Source organism: Streptomyces sp. R44 (assembly GCF_041053105.1).
GTDB lineage: Bacteria > Actinomycetota > Actinomycetes > Streptomycetales > Streptomycetaceae > Streptomyces.
The window spans coordinates 8,638,439-8,652,936 of the sequence record NZ_CP163444.1 but is presented as its reverse complement, the minus strand read 5'-3'; the positions used below and the strand labels follow the sequence as shown (position 1 = coordinate 8,652,936).

The following is a 14,498-nucleotide window of genomic DNA, read 5'->3' as shown; positions in this document are numbered from 1 at the left end:
GCCGGGAAACGCGCTCGCGGTCAGGCGCGGACGTGCAGTCCGAAGCCCGTGCGGCCCGTCGGCTCCAGGCCCTCCTTCAGGTGCAGCGAGGGGATCTCGTAGTCGCCGAAGTTCTGCCGCCGGAACGCGATCGGCTCCGTCGACTCCAGCGTGAGCAGGCGCTGTTCCCAGGCCTTGGCGACGTCGCCGAACTCCTCGTCGGTCATCCGGTCGGTGCCGTACAGCACGAACGGCGGCAGGACCTCGATGCCGGGGTAGTAGAGGATGCCGTGGTGGATCGGGAACAGCAGGTCGTCGATGGGGCCGTTGATCCCGCGGGCCGCGTAGTGCGATTCCGGGCCGCCGGCGGTCACCGACAGCAGGGCCCTGCGGCCCGCGAGGGTGCCTTCGCCGAAGCGCTCGCCGTACTTGGTGTCGCTGTGCTCGCCGACGCCGTACGCGAAGCGGTAGGTGAAGACGCGGTCGACCCAGCCCTTGAGGATCGCGGGCATCGTGTACCACCACAGCGGGAACTGGAAGATGATCGTGTCGGCCCACAGCAGCTTCTCCTGCTCGGCCAGGACGTCCGGGGTGAGCGTCCCGGTGTCGAAGGCCCGGCCCGAGTCCAGTGCCACCTTCAGGGGGCTGGACGCGGCGGGCCCGTAGTCGGCGGCGTCCACGACGGCCTTCCAGTTCATCGCGTACAGATCGCTCACCCGTACGTCGTGCCCGGCGGCCTCCAGCGTGGTGACGGCGAGGTCCTTCAGCGAGCTGTTGAGCGAGTTCGGCTCCGGGTGGGCGTGGACGATCAGCGTCTTCATGGGGACTCCTTCGGATCGGATGCCTTCGATCCTGGACGCCGGGGCGGCCGCCGTTCAGGGGCGCGTCTTCCGTCGGACCGGGGTTCCTGGTACTGGCAGGGCCACCTTCGCGGGCGTCGCCGAGGCCATACTGGGAGGCATGGACGATCTTGCGGGTTTCCTGCGGACCCGGCGTTCCCGGGTGGATCCGGCGGCCGTCGGCATTCCCACCGACAGTCGCCGCCGGGTCGAAGGGCTGCGGCGCGAAGAGGTCGCGCATCTGTCCGGAGTGAGCGTCGACTACTACGTACGCCTGGAGCAGGGCCGCGCGACGCAGCCGTCCGAGCAGGTCCTCGACGCGCTCGCCCGCGTCCTCGGCCTCGACGAGACGGAACGCGGACACCTCTACCGGCTCGCGCGGCAGCGCCGCCGGCCCGCGAAGGCGCCGGGCGGGCGCCTCCGGCCGGAGCTGCTCCGTGTCCTGGACCTCGTCGCCGACGCGCCCGCGCTGATCATGAACCACCGTCTGGACGTGCTCGCAGGGAACCGCCTCGCCGGACTTCTCTACGGCCGGCCGATACCCGGCCTGAACATCGCACGGCACATCTTCCTCGACGAGGCCGAGCAGGGTCTCTACGCGGACTGGGACGCGTGCACGCTCGACGTCGTCGGGCATCTGCGCCTGGCCGCCGGGAAGCACCCCGACGACCCCCGCCTGGCCTCGTTGATCGGCGAGCTGGCGATGGGCAGCGAACGCTTCCGCCGCCTGTGGGCCCGCGCGGACGTACGCGCGCGTACGCATGGACGCAAGGCGTACCGGCATCCGCTGGTCGGAGTTCTGGAACTGCACCAGGAGAACTTCGCGCTGCCCGAGGAATCCGGCCTGGAACTGATCGTGCTGTCCGCGACCCCCGGCAGCCCCGCCGAGGACGGCCTGCGCCTCCTGACCGGCCTGGGCGCGGACACCGATGCCGCGCACGACCCACTTAAGGCCCAGGTCCACAGGCACGACCCGCTGAAGGCCCAGGTCCACGAGTAGCTCGCCCCCGCCCGGCCCACCCCGGAAATCAGGTGCCGCGCCCTGTCACCACCACTCCCGCGAGCTCGTGCTGAAGGGCCCTCTCCTCCCTTCCGGCCTCAGCCGTACTTCATCAGCGTCTCGAAGCCCACCGCACTGCAGTACGCCGACACCCGCTTCTCCGCGTCCCGGTCGTGGTGCGAGACCGCCTGGGAGGTGTCGTTCAGGATGTGGCTGCCCTCGTGGTCGAGGTGCTCGCGGTCGATGACCTTCGCCGCGGAGCAGGACCACGGCCCAAAAGGCCGATGTCTTCCGCCCCTTCGCATGCCCCATGCGCGGCACCTCCGTCGTCACAGGTCCAGATCGAAGCACACCCGCTCAGAGGTCGGCACCAGGGTTCCCGGCCGAGGGCACGGTGACCGCATCTCCCTCCACCGGAGCGGGGGTAGGCTCGGCCTGCCGCGTCGGTGTCAGCAGAGGAGAGAGACGTGTTCGTGAAGGTGTGCGGGCTCGGGACGGCCGCCGACATCGATGTGGCGGTCGCTGCCGGGGCTGACGCCGTCGGCCTGGTGATCAGCGGGACCAGTGTGCGCGGGCTCGACCGCGAGCGGGCGGTGCGGCTCGCCGCCCATGTGCCGCCGGGTGTCCTGTCCGTTCTCGTCGTCAACGACACGCCCGCGGCCGAGGCCGCCCGCTTGGCCGGTGAGCTCGGCGTCGGCGCCCTGCAGCTGCACGGCCCCGCGTATCAGGAACAGGACTTCGCGGCCGCGGCCGCGATCTTTCCCCGGCTGTGGCGGGCCACCTCGCTGAACGACCGGCCCGACACCCGAGTCGGCGCCTACGGCGAGGAGGTCCTCCTCCTCGACTCCCCCCGCGCCGGTTCCGGCGAAACGTGGGACCTGTCGCTGCTGGAGGCGGCCCGCCCCGAGGGCGCGTGGCTGCTCGCCGGTGGGCTGAACCCGCGCAACGTCGGTGAGGCGATCGACCGTGCCCGGCCCTGGGGCGTCGACGTCTCCAGCGGCGTCGAGTCCGCCCCCGGCGTCAAGGACCACGACCTGATCCGTACCTTCGTCGCCGTCGCCAAGCAAGCGGTGACCAGGTAGGCCGCGGCAGGGTTCAGGACGCGTCGGCGTCGTCGACCAGGTCGTCCTGGACCCTCAGCCCCGCCACCCACAGCGGCATCATCCAGTGCGCGGCGAGCACGCCGACGAGCAGCGGGGTCACGGCCGCCCGCAGGGAGGCGTCCGTCAGGGCGCCGTAGGCGCCGGTGCCGAGCGCCGTGGCCACCAGCAGCCACAGGGTGATGCGGTGCGCCAGGGCCCGCACCCGGTCGCGTTCGATCAGCTGGCGCTCGTCGAGCATCCGGCCGCGCAGCTCAAGGAGGCCGCGCGTGGAGCCGTTGAGCATGCCGGTGAGCAGGATCCAGGGCAGCAACACCACGGCGACCACGACGACCGGTGCGTATCCGGGCGCGAAGACCGTGGCGATCCAGGCGCCCACTCCCGTGACGGTGAGGGCGAAGTGCGCCCCCACCAGGAGTCGGCGCCGGGGCACGGTGGCATAGACCGCGGCCGCCCGCCGGTCGTTCATCACGGCGTACATCCGTCGGTCGTAGCGCGTCGCGGTCATCACTGTTTCCTCCCGTAGACCTCGTCGGTGAGCGGCTGGAAGGGCTCCAGGGAGAACAGCGCCTCCACCGGAAGCCCGAAGAACCGGGCCACTTTCAGGGCCAGGTCGAGGCTGGGGTTGTACTGGCCGCGTTCGATGTAGCCGATGGTCTGGTAGTGGACGCCCACTGCCTCGGCCAGTGCCTGGCGCGACACTTTCCGCTCTGCCCTGACAACGGCCAGCCTGTTGTGCACCTGCTCGCTCATGTATAAGAAGTACTACATCTGGATGCAGGAACACAACATCTCGATCGGCCGCGCCGGGTGTTGCCACCGCATTTCGATCACGCGAACTACGCGCGTCAACCAGGCCGTACGCCATTGACGCCCCCTTCCGTCCCGGCTTGACTCCTGCCTCATGCAGCCCTCGCGTGACCGCTCGGTCACCCTCGTCCAGCGCCGGCACGTGGACCTCGCCCGTGTCGCGAGCGCTGTCTGTCGCTGCGTCTGACGGCCGGCCCCGCTCGCCCCGCCGCGCCCACAAGCTCCTCCGTCCGTCCCGGAGGCATGCCCGTACGCCCGCACGCTCTTCTGGAGACCCGTATGTCCACGCCCCTGTCCCGCCGTGCCCTCGGCGGGGTCGCCGCCGGTGCCGCCGCCGCGGCCGCCCTCGGCGCCGCCGCGCCCGCCGCGCAGGCGACCCCCGCCACCGACGCGCAGGAGCGACCGTTCCGCGCCGCGCAGCCACGCCGCCACTCCCGGCGGCCCAACATCCTCTTCATCCTGGGCGACGACCTCGGCTGGGCCGACCTCTCCTCCTACGGCTCCCCGCACATCCGCACCCCGCACCTGGACCGCCTCGCCCGCGAGGGGGTCCGCTTCACCGACGCCTACTCCGGCTCCGCGACCTGCTCGCCCACCCGCTTCAGCCTCTACACAGGGCGCTACCCGGGCCGTACGAAGGGCGGGCTCGCCGAGCCGATCGCCGACAAGTCCGTCGGTCTGGAGCCCACCCACCCGACGCTCGCCTCGCTGCTCCGGGACTCCGGCTACGCCACCGCCCTCATCGGCAAGTGGCACTGCGGCTATCTGCCCGACTACTCCCCCACCAAGTCCGGCTGGGACGAGTTCTTCGGCAACTTCGGCGGGGCCCTCGAGTACTACTCGAAGCTCGGCCTCGGCGGCGAGTACGACCTCTACGAGGGCGACGCCGAGTACAAGGACCTGCGCTACTACACCCGCATCCTCACCGAGCGGGCGAGCGAGTACGTCGGCCGCGACCACGAGAAGCCCTGGCTGCTCAACCTGAACTTCACCACGCCGCACTGGCCCTGGATCGCCGACGGCGACACGGAGGCGAGCGACGAGATCGTCCGCCGCATCAAGGCCGGCGACCGTTCCGCCCTCTGGCACCAGGACGGCGGCTCCGTCGAGAAGTACAAGGAGATGGTCGAGGACCTCGACCGCTCGATCGGGCAGGTCCTCAAGGCGCTGCGCCGCTCCGGCCAGGAGCAGGACACCCTCGTCTTCTTCGCCAGCGACAACGGCGGCGAGCGCTTCTCCTACAACTGGCCGCTCGCCGGGAACAAGGGCTCGCTCCAGGAGGGCGGCATCCGCGTCCCCTCGATCCTGCGCTGGCCCGCCCGGATCGACGGCGGTCAGGTCAGCGACCTGCCGGTGTTCACGCCCGACTGGACGGCCACGCTGCTCGAACTGGCCGGCGCCCGGCCCCACCCCGCCCACCCGCTCGACGGCACCAGCCTCGCCGGGCATCTGCTGCGCGGAGCCGAGGTGCCCGAGCGGGACCTCTTCTGGCGGGTGCGGGGCGAGCGGGCGCTGCGCCGCGGCGACTGGAAGTACTACCGGGGCAAGTCCGGCCGCGACCAGCTCTTCCACCTGTCCGAGGACTCCCGCGAGCAGGCGGACCGGGCGCCGTTCGAACAGGCCCGCCTCGGCGAACTGCGGGCCGCGTGGGAGCGGATCGACGCGGGGCTGCTCCGCTACTGAGGCCGCTACGGCGAGCACGATGCGCTGTTCCGCCAGGAGTACCTCCACCATCACGAGGTGCTCCTGGCGTTCTACAGACGGGCCGGGGCGGCCTGTCTCAGGGCCGGTTCGCGTCGAGCAGGATTCCCTCGTAGGCCAGCCACTGGGCGAAGGCGTGCAGTCCGCGCGCCCGGCTCGTCGCGGGTGTCCAGCCGGGGGGCCGTGCGTGGTCGGGCGGGGTGGGCCGGCCGGGATCGTCGGCCGGCGCCGACCGGATCGGTACGGGCCGTACGGCCTCGTGCACCGCCCGGGCGAGTTCGGCCGCGGTGCACGGTTCCGCCGCTACCGTGAACGCGCGCTCGTCCGGGCGGGTCCGCAGGACCGCCGCGATCGCGTCGGCGAGGTCGTGCACGTACACGGCGTGCACCTCGGCGTCCGGGTCGCCTTCGACGGTGACGGGGTGGCTGCGCAGCGCGTCCCACACCATGCGGCCGATCGGCGTGCGGCGCGAGCAGCCGGGACCGTAGACCTCGCCGACGCTCAGGGTGTACGGGTGCGGGGCGCCGTGCGGATGGACCGTCACCTCCGGTGCGGCGGACCGGAGGCGGGTCAGGTCGATCACGGCGTCCGTCCGCTCGTGCCGGTCGGCCAGCCTGCGGGCGAGATGCTCACCGAGCGGGTCGTCCGCGCCGCGCCACACCGGACCGCCGCGCCTTCGCGGGCGTGGGCGTTGCCCGGCGGCGGCCTCACGTCCGGCTTCGAGTGCCCGCCGGGCCACTTCGGCGAGGGGTCCGCGGCGCCGCGCGAGGTGCTCCTCGGTGTGGGTGTTGCTGATGCCGCCCGGGCCGATCGTCGCCAGGGCCTCCTCGTACGCCTCCGGTTCCCGGGTCGTCCCTGCGAGGCCGGCGCGGGCCGCCTCGTAGCCCATGGCCACGGCCGTCAGCCAGGTCCCCCGTACGTCCGCCTCGGTGAGGGCGCCCGCGCCGGGCGGTCGGCGTAACGAGTCGGGAAGGCCCGCGCCTTCGAGGTACTGCTCCGTGTCCAGGTGCAGCCAGCGCTCCGGGCCGGGTCCCGGGACGCGGACGGCGCACTGTGCGACCCCGTGCTTGAAGAACGGCAGCACGGTCAGGCCGGTGAGGGTGCGGCTCTCCTCCTGGGCCGCCGGGTCCTTCGGCAGGAAGCAGACCGAGCGGCGCGGGCCGCGGAAGGCGTTGCCGGAGATCGAGCCGCGGTCCTCGTGCTCGGTGAGGTTGGGGACGGCGACGTAGCGGGGCACGCCCTGGTCGCGCAGGTAGCGGTGCATCAGGATGTCGTCGGGCCAGCCGCCGAGCCGCTGCCTGCCGTAGGCCGCGAAGCCCTCGGCGTGCCGCCGCGGCAGCACGATGGCCACGCAGGGGAAGTACTCGTTGACGGCGCCGACCCAGCGGGCGCCCGCCATGGCGCCCATCCGCACGGCGGCTCCGTTCCGGGAGTCCCAGAGGGCGAACAGGGCGAGTGCCGCGTCGGGTTGCGCCTCGATCGCGGTCCGGACGCGGTCGTAGAAGGATTCGGACAACACCATGTCGTCCTGGATCACCAGTTGATGTGTGGCCCCGTCCTCGACGGCCGACCACGCGGCGAGCGCGGTGCGCAGGACCGACGGGGTGCCGGTGGGATCGGGGTCCATGACGACGCGCAGAAGGCCGCAGGGCGCGCTCAGGGCCAGCTTCTCGGCCGCCTCCCGGCGTCTGGGATGGGTCATGACCACCGCGCTGAGCCGTTGACGCGCCATACGACCTCCTCGCTCGGGATCGGCCCGGACCGCGCCGGGCATCCGTACCAAACCCGTGTCCGCCAGCCGGTTCCGGACAGTACGGGCGGTGCCGGGGGCCCGCAAGAGTGCCGAAATGGCCCTCTGGCAGTCCGGTGAGGGGCCCGTGGATGCTGGGGCCCGGCACGCCTGGGCCCGTGATCCGCGTGCCTCTCCCCCGACAGTGGAAAGAGGCTTCCATGCCCGTGTTACCCCAGTCGACCGCACCCGCCACCGCTGCCACGGCCACCGGGGAGACCGTCCGCTCCCGGCTGGACAAGCTCCGCGACGCGCGCGTCGTCGTGACCGGTGGCGGCGGTCTCGTCGGCAGCAGGCTGGTCGCGCTGCTGCGGGAGGCGGGTGCGGTCGTCACGGTCCTGGACCGGATGGACGCCTATCCGGAGTCCGGTCACGAGACCTTCGGGACGGCGCGGAGCGGCGCCCGGCTGGTCGTCGGTGACGTGCGCGACGGGGACACCGTCGGCGCGCTGCTCCGCGACGCGGACTTCGTGGTGCACGCCGCCGCGTACGCGGACGTCGCCGCCTGCACCCGTCGCCCGGACATCGCGTTCCGTGCCAACGTCGAGGGCACGCAGGTCGTTCTGGAGCAGGCGGCCCGGTTCCCGGTGCGGCGGCTGGTCCTCGTCTCCTCCGCCTCGGTGTACGGGGACGGGGTCCCCGACGTCGAGGGGCCGCAGGTGTTCCACGAGGACCAGCCGCTCTTCCCGATGTCCGTGTACGCCAACTCCAAGCTGTGGGCGGAGCACCAGACCCGGCTGATGCTGGGCGCGTCCAGCGGGACGGAGTACGCGGTGGTGCGCTACTTCTCCGTGTATGGAGAGCCGCAGATCCCCAAGCCGGGCAGCCACTCGTGGATGGTGCCGTGGCTCTCGCTCCAGGCACGGCTCGGCCGGCCGATGCGGCTCAACGGCGGTGGGGTCCAGGTCCGCGACCTCGTCCACGTGGACGACATCGCCGAGGCCACCGCGCTCGCGCTGATCGAGGAGCAGATGGCCGAGCAGACCGTCAACATCGGCACCGGGCGGCCCACGTCGGTGCGCGAGGTGGCCGATCTGATCGCCCCGTACTTCCCCGGCGCTCGGCGGATCGTGACCCCGCGCCCCGAGGGCGACCCGCTCGGCGGGTACGCCTCCACGGAGCGCTCCCGCGACCTGCTGCGCTGGCAGGCCCGCATCCCGGTCGAGGAGGGCGTCGACCGGTATGTGCGCTGGCTGCTCGCCACGCCGGACGCCACGCCGCGCTGGCTCGCGGAGGAGACCGACGGGGCGTGACACGCTGCGCACCGACGGGCCCCGCGGGGGCGAGACACGGCGACGAGGGTGGCAGGTACGCGATGGGTTACGCCGGTTCCTACATCTGGTCGCTGCGGCAGCGGGTCGGCACGCGGAAGCTCCTGGTGCCGGGGGCGCAGGTGCTGCTGCTCGACGGGGAGGGCCGCGGTCTGTTCCAGCAGCGGGCGGACACCGGCGTCTGGGAGCTTCCGGCCGGGTCCTGCGAGGAGGACGGCGACTTCGCGGATGCCGCCGTACGGGAGCTGTTCGAGGAGACGGGGCTGCGGGTGGCGCGGGAGGACCTGGAGGCGTTCGCGTCGCTGTCCGATCCGGGGCTGCACACCCTGACGTATCCGAACGGGGACGTGACGCACTGCTTCGCGCTGTGCTTCGTCTCCCGGCGCTGGTCCGGGACGCTCGCCCCGGGTGCCGAGGAGGTGCGGCAGGCGGGGTTCCTGCCGCTGGACGAGCCGCCGCGGCCGCTGCACCCGCCGACGGCGGTGGTGCTGTCCCTGTTCGAGAGGTTCCGCACGGAGGGAAGGTTCCAGGCAAGGTGAACGCAATGGATCCGATACGCGCGGTGGTGCCCTGCCGGGCCTGTCTGTCCGGCGAGGACCTGGACTGGCTGGGCGGGGGCCGCTCGGTGAGTCTCGCACTCGGCCTGATGACGACCGTGGAGGTCGGTGCGGGGCCCGCTGCCGAAGGGGCGGACGGGGGAGGCTGGGACGGGGAGGTGTGGGCGTTCCTGCGGGCGCGGCTGCCCGGTCTCGCCGCGCGGCCGCCGGCCGTCACGGTGCGGAGCGAGGCGCCCGCGGCGAGCGGTCTGTCGTCGTCGACGGCGCGGATCGTGGCGCTGTTCCGGGCGTTCGCGGACGCCTCGGTCCGGGGCCGGAGCGTCCCGGACGCGACGCTGACGCGGTGGGCGTACGAGTTCGAGTTCGCCGTGTTCCGTGGCGGCGGCATGGACCACGTGGCAGTCGTGGAAGGAGGGGCGCTCCTCCTCGAAGGGCGCGAGGAGGGGCTTCCCGTCGTACGGGACAGGCGGGAGTTCCCCGACGAGTGGCGGGTGCTCGTCGTGGACTCCGGGACCCGCAAGGACACCGGGCACCACATCCGGGACGTGCGGGCGCAGCTCGCGGCCGGGGACCCGGCGCTGGCCGCCTACCGGTCCGCGGCCGACGAGGCGTCGGGGCGGGTGTGGGAGGCGCTGCGCGGCCGGGACCTGGCGGCGCTCGGGGCGGCGATGTCCGACGCCCACGCGGCGATGCGGGACCACCAGCGGATGTCGACGCCGCTCCTGGAGGAGCTGCGGGTGGTGGCGCTGCGCTCCGCCGGTCTGCCGCTGAAGCTCAGCGGGGCCGGCGGAGGCGGTGCGCTGGTCGGCGTGTGCCCGGCGGAGGAGGTGGCGGAGACCGCTGCGCGGCTGGCGCGGGCTCTGCGGGTCTCCCATCCGGCGGCCGGGGTGATTCCCACGTGGGCGGCCCCGGGTGTCCGGCGGGATCCCGCGCCGGTGCCGGTGGCGGGAGGTCAGAGGAAGGGGTCGTAGTCCTCGGTCAGCGGGGGCTCGCCGGTTCCGGCGTCGATGCGCTCCAGTTCGAGGTTGGAGCGGTGGCGCGCGCAGTGGAACCGGCAGTCCCGGCTGGGGTCGACGATCCCCCGGTCGGACTTCTGCCAGATGGTGGCGAGGTCGTCGGTGACGGCGTCGCCGATGCGGGCGAGCGGGTTGCCCCGGTGGTAGGCGCACACGTACACCCCGGAGGGGGTGATGAGGGTGCGGAGTTCGGCGACCCGGCAGCGGTCGTACTCCTTGGGCTGGACGGGTCCGACGTGGCGGCGCAGTGCGGTGAGGGTGGAGGAGTTGACCAGCTGGAAGCGGTCGCTCTCCAGGCGGGAGGCCTCGGCGAGCTGCCGGTCGACGGAGTCGAGCAGTTCACGGGGCACCTGGACGATGTGGTGGTCGTCGTCGAACATCGCCTTGGTCTCGAAGTAGTCGCAGCCGATGTCGTGGGCGAGTTCGGCGGCGCGCAGGACTTCGTGGTGGTTGGTGACGGTGGTGCCGTCGGCTTCCTGACGGGACATCACGAGGAAGGAGTAGCCGAGGGCTCCCTTCTTCTCCGCGGCGAGCAGCCGCATGTTCCCGATCACCTTGTCGAAGACGCTGCGGCCCTTGCGGTCGGGGCGGAACCTGCCGTACGTCTCCTCGGTGCCGGCGTCGACGGAGACGCGGACCCAGGAGGCGTACTGGGCGAGCTCGGCGAGGTTCTGCCTGATCATCGTGCCGTTGGTGACGACTCCGATGGCCAGGCCCGCCTCGCCGAGGATGCGTAAGACTTGGCGTGTGCCGCGATGGGCGAGGGGTTCCCCGCCGCCGATGAGGACCACGGCCCGCACGGACAGGGCGACGAGTTCCTCGGCGAGGGCGGCGAGCCGTTCCGGGGTGAAGCGGCCCTGGTTGAGGAGCTTTCCGCTGATGCACTCGGGGCAGGCCAGGTCGCAGAAGGTGGTGGGGTCGAGGTCCACGACGAGCGGGGCGCCGGTGGGCGAGCCGGATGCGGCCTCCAGGATCCGGGGCCAGCCCGACGGCTGGTAGAGCTTGGAGACGAGGTCGAGGCGGTCGTGCGTCACAGGGCTCTCCTCTGTGGGGTGAAGGGTGGGCGTCGACGGGTCGTGCCGGTGCCGGACGGGCGTCCTTCAGCCCTTGACCGCTCCGGTGGCGAGCCCCGCGGCGATCTTGCGGTGGACGGCCAGGAAGAACACGACGACGGGCAGGGCGGTGAGGGTGGCTCCCGCCATCAGGCCGCCGTAGTCGGTGCCGAAGCTGGTCTGGAAGGAGACCAGCCAGATGCTGAGGGTCTGCTTCTCCGGGGTGGAGAGCAGGACGTAGACGAGGACGTACTCGTTCCACGCCTGCACCATCGCGAAGACGGAGGTGGCGACGAGCCCCGGGGCGAGCAGGGGCAGCACGACGCGGACGAAGGCGCCGAGCCGGCCGCAGCCGTCGACCATCGCCGCCTCTTCGAGCTCGACGGGGATCGCCGCGATGAAGCCGTGCAGCATCCACACGGTGAACGGCAGCGTGAAGACGAGGTAGACGGCGATCACGCCGACGAGGCTGTCGGTGAGCCCGGCGTCGTTGAGGAGCAGGTACACCGGGATGACGAGGGCGGCGAGGGGGATCATCTGGACGGTGAGGATCACGACGACGAAGGCCTTGCGCCCGGCGAAGCGGAAGCGGGCGAGGGCGAACGCGGCCAGCGTCCCGACGAGGAGGGAGACGACGACCGTGCCGAGGCCGATGACGGCGCTGGAGCGGACGTTGGCCCAGAAGGTCTCGGTGCCCATGGCGCGGGAGAAGTTGGCGAGGGTGGGGCTGCTCGGCCAGAACTCGGGCGGCAGCCTGAGGATCTCGGTCGCCGGGCGGAACGCGGTGAGGACCATCCAGTAGACGGGGAAGCCGATGACGGCGGCCACGAGCAGTCCGAGGACGTCGTAGCGGCGCCGCTGACCGCGCCGCCGGGCCCTGCCCGCGCTCATTCGGCCTCCCCCAGCCTCAGCGTCTGACGCAGGTACAGCACAGAGCCGGCGAGCAGCAGGACCACGGTGACCAGCGCGATCGCGGCTCCGGTGCTGTAGCGGTTGACGGCGAAGGACTCGATGAACGAGTACACGCCGAGCAGGTAGTACTCGCGCTCGGGCTGGCCTCCCCGCATCAGCCAGATCTGATTGAAGACGCCGAAGTCCCAGATCGCCATCAGGGTGGTGACCATCACGAAGACGGGTTTCACGGCGGGGAAGGTGACGTACCGGAAGACCTGCGAGGGACGGGCGCCGTCGATGAGGGCGGCCTCCTCCAGTTCGGGCGGGATCTGGGCGAGCGCCGCGTGGAGGCTGATCGCGGCGAACGGCAGGGCGCCCCAGACGACGACCGCGGTGATGACGGCGAAGCCCTGCCAGGGGTCGGTGAACCAGTTGTGCCGGGCGAGGTCGACGCCGGGCAGCGTGGAGAGCAGCCAGTTGACGAGGCCGTAGTCGGCGTCGAAGAGCCAGCGGAAGACGGCGGCCGCGACCATGACCGGCATGGCCCAGACGGCGACGAGCACCCCGCCGATGGTCGCCCTGACCCAGGGCGAGGTGCGGCGCATCAGCAGCGCGACGAGGAGTCCGGAGGCCATGGTGAGGGTGACGCAGACGCCCGTGAACAGCGCCGTGCGGGCCACGACCGTCCAGAAGAATCCGTCGCCGAGGATCGTCCGGAACTGCCCGAGCCCCGCCCAGGGGGGTGCCGCGCCGCTGAACAGCTCCTTGCGGGTCATGTCCTGGAACGACAGGGTCACCATGTCGACCAGCGGATAGCCGAGGACGACCAGGAGGGCGAGGAGCGACGGGGCGAGGAGCAGATAGGGCAGGAGGGGGCGCGGCCGGCGCCCGGCCGGTTCAGCGCTCATTGATCACCGCGTCGATCCTGCGGTCCGCCTCGCGCGTGGCGTCCTCGACGGAGGCCTTGCCCGTGGCGATGCGCTCCAGCATCTCCGGCAGGATGTTGGATTTTTCCACCGAGGTCCAGCCCGGGGCGAGGGGGGTGACCCAGCCGCGGGCGGCGGCCTGTGCGGCGGGTCCGTTGATGCCTCCGGCGGCGACGTCGGCGAGCTGGACGGTGTTGTTGGGCAGGGTGTTGGCGGCGATCAGCTGCCGCTGCGACTCCTGGTCGGTGAAGATCCGGATCCAGTCGGCCGCGAGGTCCTGGTTGCGTGACTTGGCGGGCACGGCCAGGGTGGAGCCGCCGAGGAACGGCGGGAGCAGCTCGCCGGACGGTCCGGGGAAGGGGAAGGTGGCGAACTTGCCCTTGAGGCGCGGATCGCCGCCGGACCGGTCGTCGGCCGCGGCCTCCGCTTCCCAGGTGTTGCCGTAGAAGACGCCGACCTTGCCCTGCCCTATGACGGCCGGCTGGTCGCCGTTGTCCTTCGCCCGGTCGCCGACGTAGTAGTCGTCCATGAGCTTCTTCCAGGCGGTGAGCCCGGCGACGGACTTCGGCGAGGAGAGGGCGCCCTGCCACCGGCCGTCGTTCTCGACGGCCATCTCGCCGCCGGCGTCCTTGACGAAGCCCATGGCGGCGGACCAGTAGCGGCCGGGCAGGTAGAGGGCGGAGAAGCCCGGGTCCTTGGCGCCGCCGTAGCGGGACTTGAGCCGGTCGAGGGCGGAGATCAGCTCGGGGTAGGTGCGGGGGGCCCGGGTGATGCCGGTGTTCTTGAAGTAGTCGGTGCGGTAGACGCCGACGCGGGCTCCCGCGTAGTACGGCACGCAGTACGTGCGGCCGTCGAGGCGACAGGCGTCGGCGAGGGCGGGCAGCCACTGCGCGGACCGGTCGAAGGTCTTGGGGTCCAGGGGTGCGAAGGCGTCGTTGACGATGTAGTTGGTGGTCTCGCTGTTGCCCATCTCGACGACGTCGGGCACGTTCCGGCCGGCGAGGACCGCGTCGAGCTTCTGGTTCTTCGTCGTCCACTGCTGGTACTGGACGTCGACCTTCACCCCGGGGTGCGCCTCGGCGAACCGCTTGTTCGCGGAGGCGACCATCTCCGGCCAGCTCTCGCGGGCGTCCACCGTGAGCCACACCGTCAGCCTGCCGCCGTCCGCCTGTTCGCCCGTCGTGCCGCCGTCGCCCGATCCACAGCCCACCACCGTGAGCAGGAGGGCTCCCAGGATCGCGGAACGGCGGGGCAGGCGCGGTGTCATGGATTCCTCCGTGCGGGACGTGGCGGGGATGCGGGGGATGTACGGGGCTTCGGCGACGGTCTCTCCCTACCCCGCCGATCACGGGACCTCGCCGCGGTGCGGAGTTTCGGCCGGAAGACGGCGGTACGCGTCCCCCGAAGAGCCGAGCGTTCCCCCGCTGCGCTGGGCCGTTGTCCTCGTGTCCGGCAGCGGCGGGGCCGTGCCCCGGCCACGCTGGCGCGATCGGCACGGTGGGTAGCGGAGTGACTCTTGACGGTGACGGCCCGCTGCCCGCAGTTTGTCCCCTGCGGCACTCCA

Annotated in this window: 16 protein-coding genes; 7 read left to right on the top strand and 9 right to left on the bottom strand. The window is 72.1% G+C overall.

What is annotated here, in order from left to right; genetic code table 11:
• Positions 1–20 precede the first annotated feature (20 nt).
• Positions 21–800 carry an NAD(P)H-dependent oxidoreductase gene (locus AB5J54_RS40005; protein WP_369148923.1) on the bottom strand — a complete coding sequence of 260 codons (780 nt, stop codon included), beginning with the start codon at positions 798–800 and terminating at the stop codon, positions 21–23.
• 139 nt (positions 801–939) lie between these two features.
• Here AB5J54_RS40005 and AB5J54_RS40000 point away from each other — a divergent pair, with 139 nt between their 5' ends.
• Positions 940–1,818 carry a helix-turn-helix transcriptional regulator gene (locus AB5J54_RS40000; protein ID WP_369148922.1) on the top strand — a complete coding sequence of 293 codons (879 nt, stop codon included), beginning with the start codon at positions 940–942 and terminating at the stop codon, positions 1,816–1,818.
• 98 nt (positions 1,819–1,916) lie between these two features.
• Here AB5J54_RS40000 and AB5J54_RS39995 read toward each other — a convergent pair whose 3' ends face one another.
• Positions 1,917–2,123: a hypothetical protein gene (locus tag AB5J54_RS39995; RefSeq protein WP_369148921.1), complete on the bottom strand. Its 207-nt coding sequence runs from the start codon at positions 2,121–2,123 to the stop codon at positions 1,917–1,919.
• A gap of 162 nt (positions 2,124–2,285) precedes the next feature.
• On the opposite strand from AB5J54_RS39995, the gene AB5J54_RS39990 reads away from it, so the two are divergent.
• Complete coding sequence (locus AB5J54_RS39990; RefSeq protein ID WP_369148920.1) at positions 2,286–2,900, top strand: phosphoribosylanthranilate isomerase; 615 nt, start codon at positions 2,286–2,288, stop codon at positions 2,898–2,900.
• A 13-nt stretch (positions 2,901–2,913) separates the two neighbouring features.
• Here the strand turns inward: AB5J54_RS39990 and AB5J54_RS39985 are convergent, their stop codons facing one another.
• Positions 2,914–3,426, bottom strand: coding sequence for a hypothetical protein (locus AB5J54_RS39985; protein WP_369148919.1), 513 nt, complete (start codon positions 3,424–3,426; stop codon positions 2,914–2,916).
• Positions 3,426–3,671, bottom strand: a complete 246-nt coding sequence (locus AB5J54_RS39980) for a helix-turn-helix transcriptional regulator (protein ID WP_055639523.1) — start codon at positions 3,669–3,671, stop codon at positions 3,426–3,428. Before AB5J54_RS39980 ends, AB5J54_RS39985 begins: the two co-directional genes overlap by 1 nt.
• A gap of 151 nt (positions 3,672–3,822) precedes the next feature.
• Here AB5J54_RS39980 and AB5J54_RS39975 point away from each other — a divergent pair, with 151 nt between their 5' ends.
• The gene (locus AB5J54_RS39975) at positions 3,823–3,915 is read left to right on the top strand and encodes a putative leader peptide (RefSeq protein WP_369148918.1); all 93 of its coding nucleotides are present in this window, start codon (positions 3,823–3,825) and stop codon (positions 3,913–3,915) included.
• 92 nt (positions 3,916–4,007) lie between these two features.
• Positions 4,008–5,411, top strand: a complete 1,404-nt coding sequence (locus AB5J54_RS39970; protein ID WP_369148917.1) for a sulfatase — start codon at positions 4,008–4,010, stop codon at positions 5,409–5,411.
• Between the two features lie 97 nt (positions 5,412–5,508).
• Here AB5J54_RS39970 and AB5J54_RS39965 read toward each other — a convergent pair whose 3' ends face one another.
• On the bottom strand, positions 5,509–7,161 hold the full coding sequence (locus AB5J54_RS39965) for a hypothetical protein (RefSeq protein WP_369148916.1): 1,653 nt from the start codon (positions 7,159–7,161) through the stop codon (positions 5,509–5,511).
• 218 nt (positions 7,162–7,379) lie between these two features.
• On the opposite strand from AB5J54_RS39965, the gene AB5J54_RS39960 reads away from it, so the two are divergent.
• The 3 genes from AB5J54_RS39960 to AB5J54_RS39950 all read left to right on the top strand — a co-directional run bounded on the left by AB5J54_RS39960 (position 7,380) and on the right by AB5J54_RS39950 (position 10,017).
• A complete protein-coding gene (locus tag AB5J54_RS39960; RefSeq protein WP_369148915.1) occupies positions 7,380–8,471 on the top strand; it encodes an NAD-dependent epimerase/dehydratase family protein in 1,092 nt (363 codons plus the stop codon).
• A 62-nt stretch (positions 8,472–8,533) separates the two neighbouring features.
• A complete protein-coding gene (locus AB5J54_RS39955) occupies positions 8,534–9,028 on the top strand; it encodes an NUDIX domain-containing protein (RefSeq protein WP_369148914.1) in 495 nt (164 codons plus the stop codon).
• 5 nt (positions 9,029–9,033) lie between these two features.
• Positions 9,034–10,017, top strand: a complete 984-nt coding sequence (locus AB5J54_RS39950) for a mevalonate kinase (RefSeq protein ID WP_369148913.1) — start codon at positions 9,034–9,036, stop codon at positions 10,015–10,017.
• Here AB5J54_RS39950 and AB5J54_RS39945 read toward each other — a convergent pair.
• From AB5J54_RS39945 to AB5J54_RS39930, 4 genes are all read right to left on the bottom strand, one after another.
• On the bottom strand, positions 9,999–11,096 hold the full coding sequence (locus tag AB5J54_RS39945) for a radical SAM protein (RefSeq protein WP_369148912.1): 1,098 nt from the start codon (positions 11,094–11,096) through the stop codon (positions 9,999–10,001). The two genes, AB5J54_RS39950 and AB5J54_RS39945, sit on opposite strands and share 19 nt — an antisense overlap.
• A 66-nt stretch (positions 11,097–11,162) precedes the next feature.
• On the bottom strand, positions 11,163–12,005 hold the full coding sequence (locus AB5J54_RS39940; protein ID WP_369148911.1) for a carbohydrate ABC transporter permease: 843 nt from the start codon (positions 12,003–12,005) through the stop codon (positions 11,163–11,165).
• Complete coding sequence (locus AB5J54_RS39935; protein ID WP_369148910.1) at positions 12,002–12,916, bottom strand: carbohydrate ABC transporter permease; 915 nt, start codon at positions 12,914–12,916, stop codon at positions 12,002–12,004. Before AB5J54_RS39935 ends, AB5J54_RS39940 begins: the two co-directional genes overlap by 4 nt.
• Positions 12,906–14,201: an extracellular solute-binding protein gene (locus tag AB5J54_RS39930; protein WP_369148908.1), complete on the bottom strand. Its 1,296-nt coding sequence runs from the start codon at positions 14,199–14,201 to the stop codon at positions 12,906–12,908. The genes AB5J54_RS39935 and AB5J54_RS39930 overlap by 11 nt, the downstream gene beginning before the upstream one ends.
• Between the last annotated feature and the right edge of the window lie 297 nt (positions 14,202–14,498).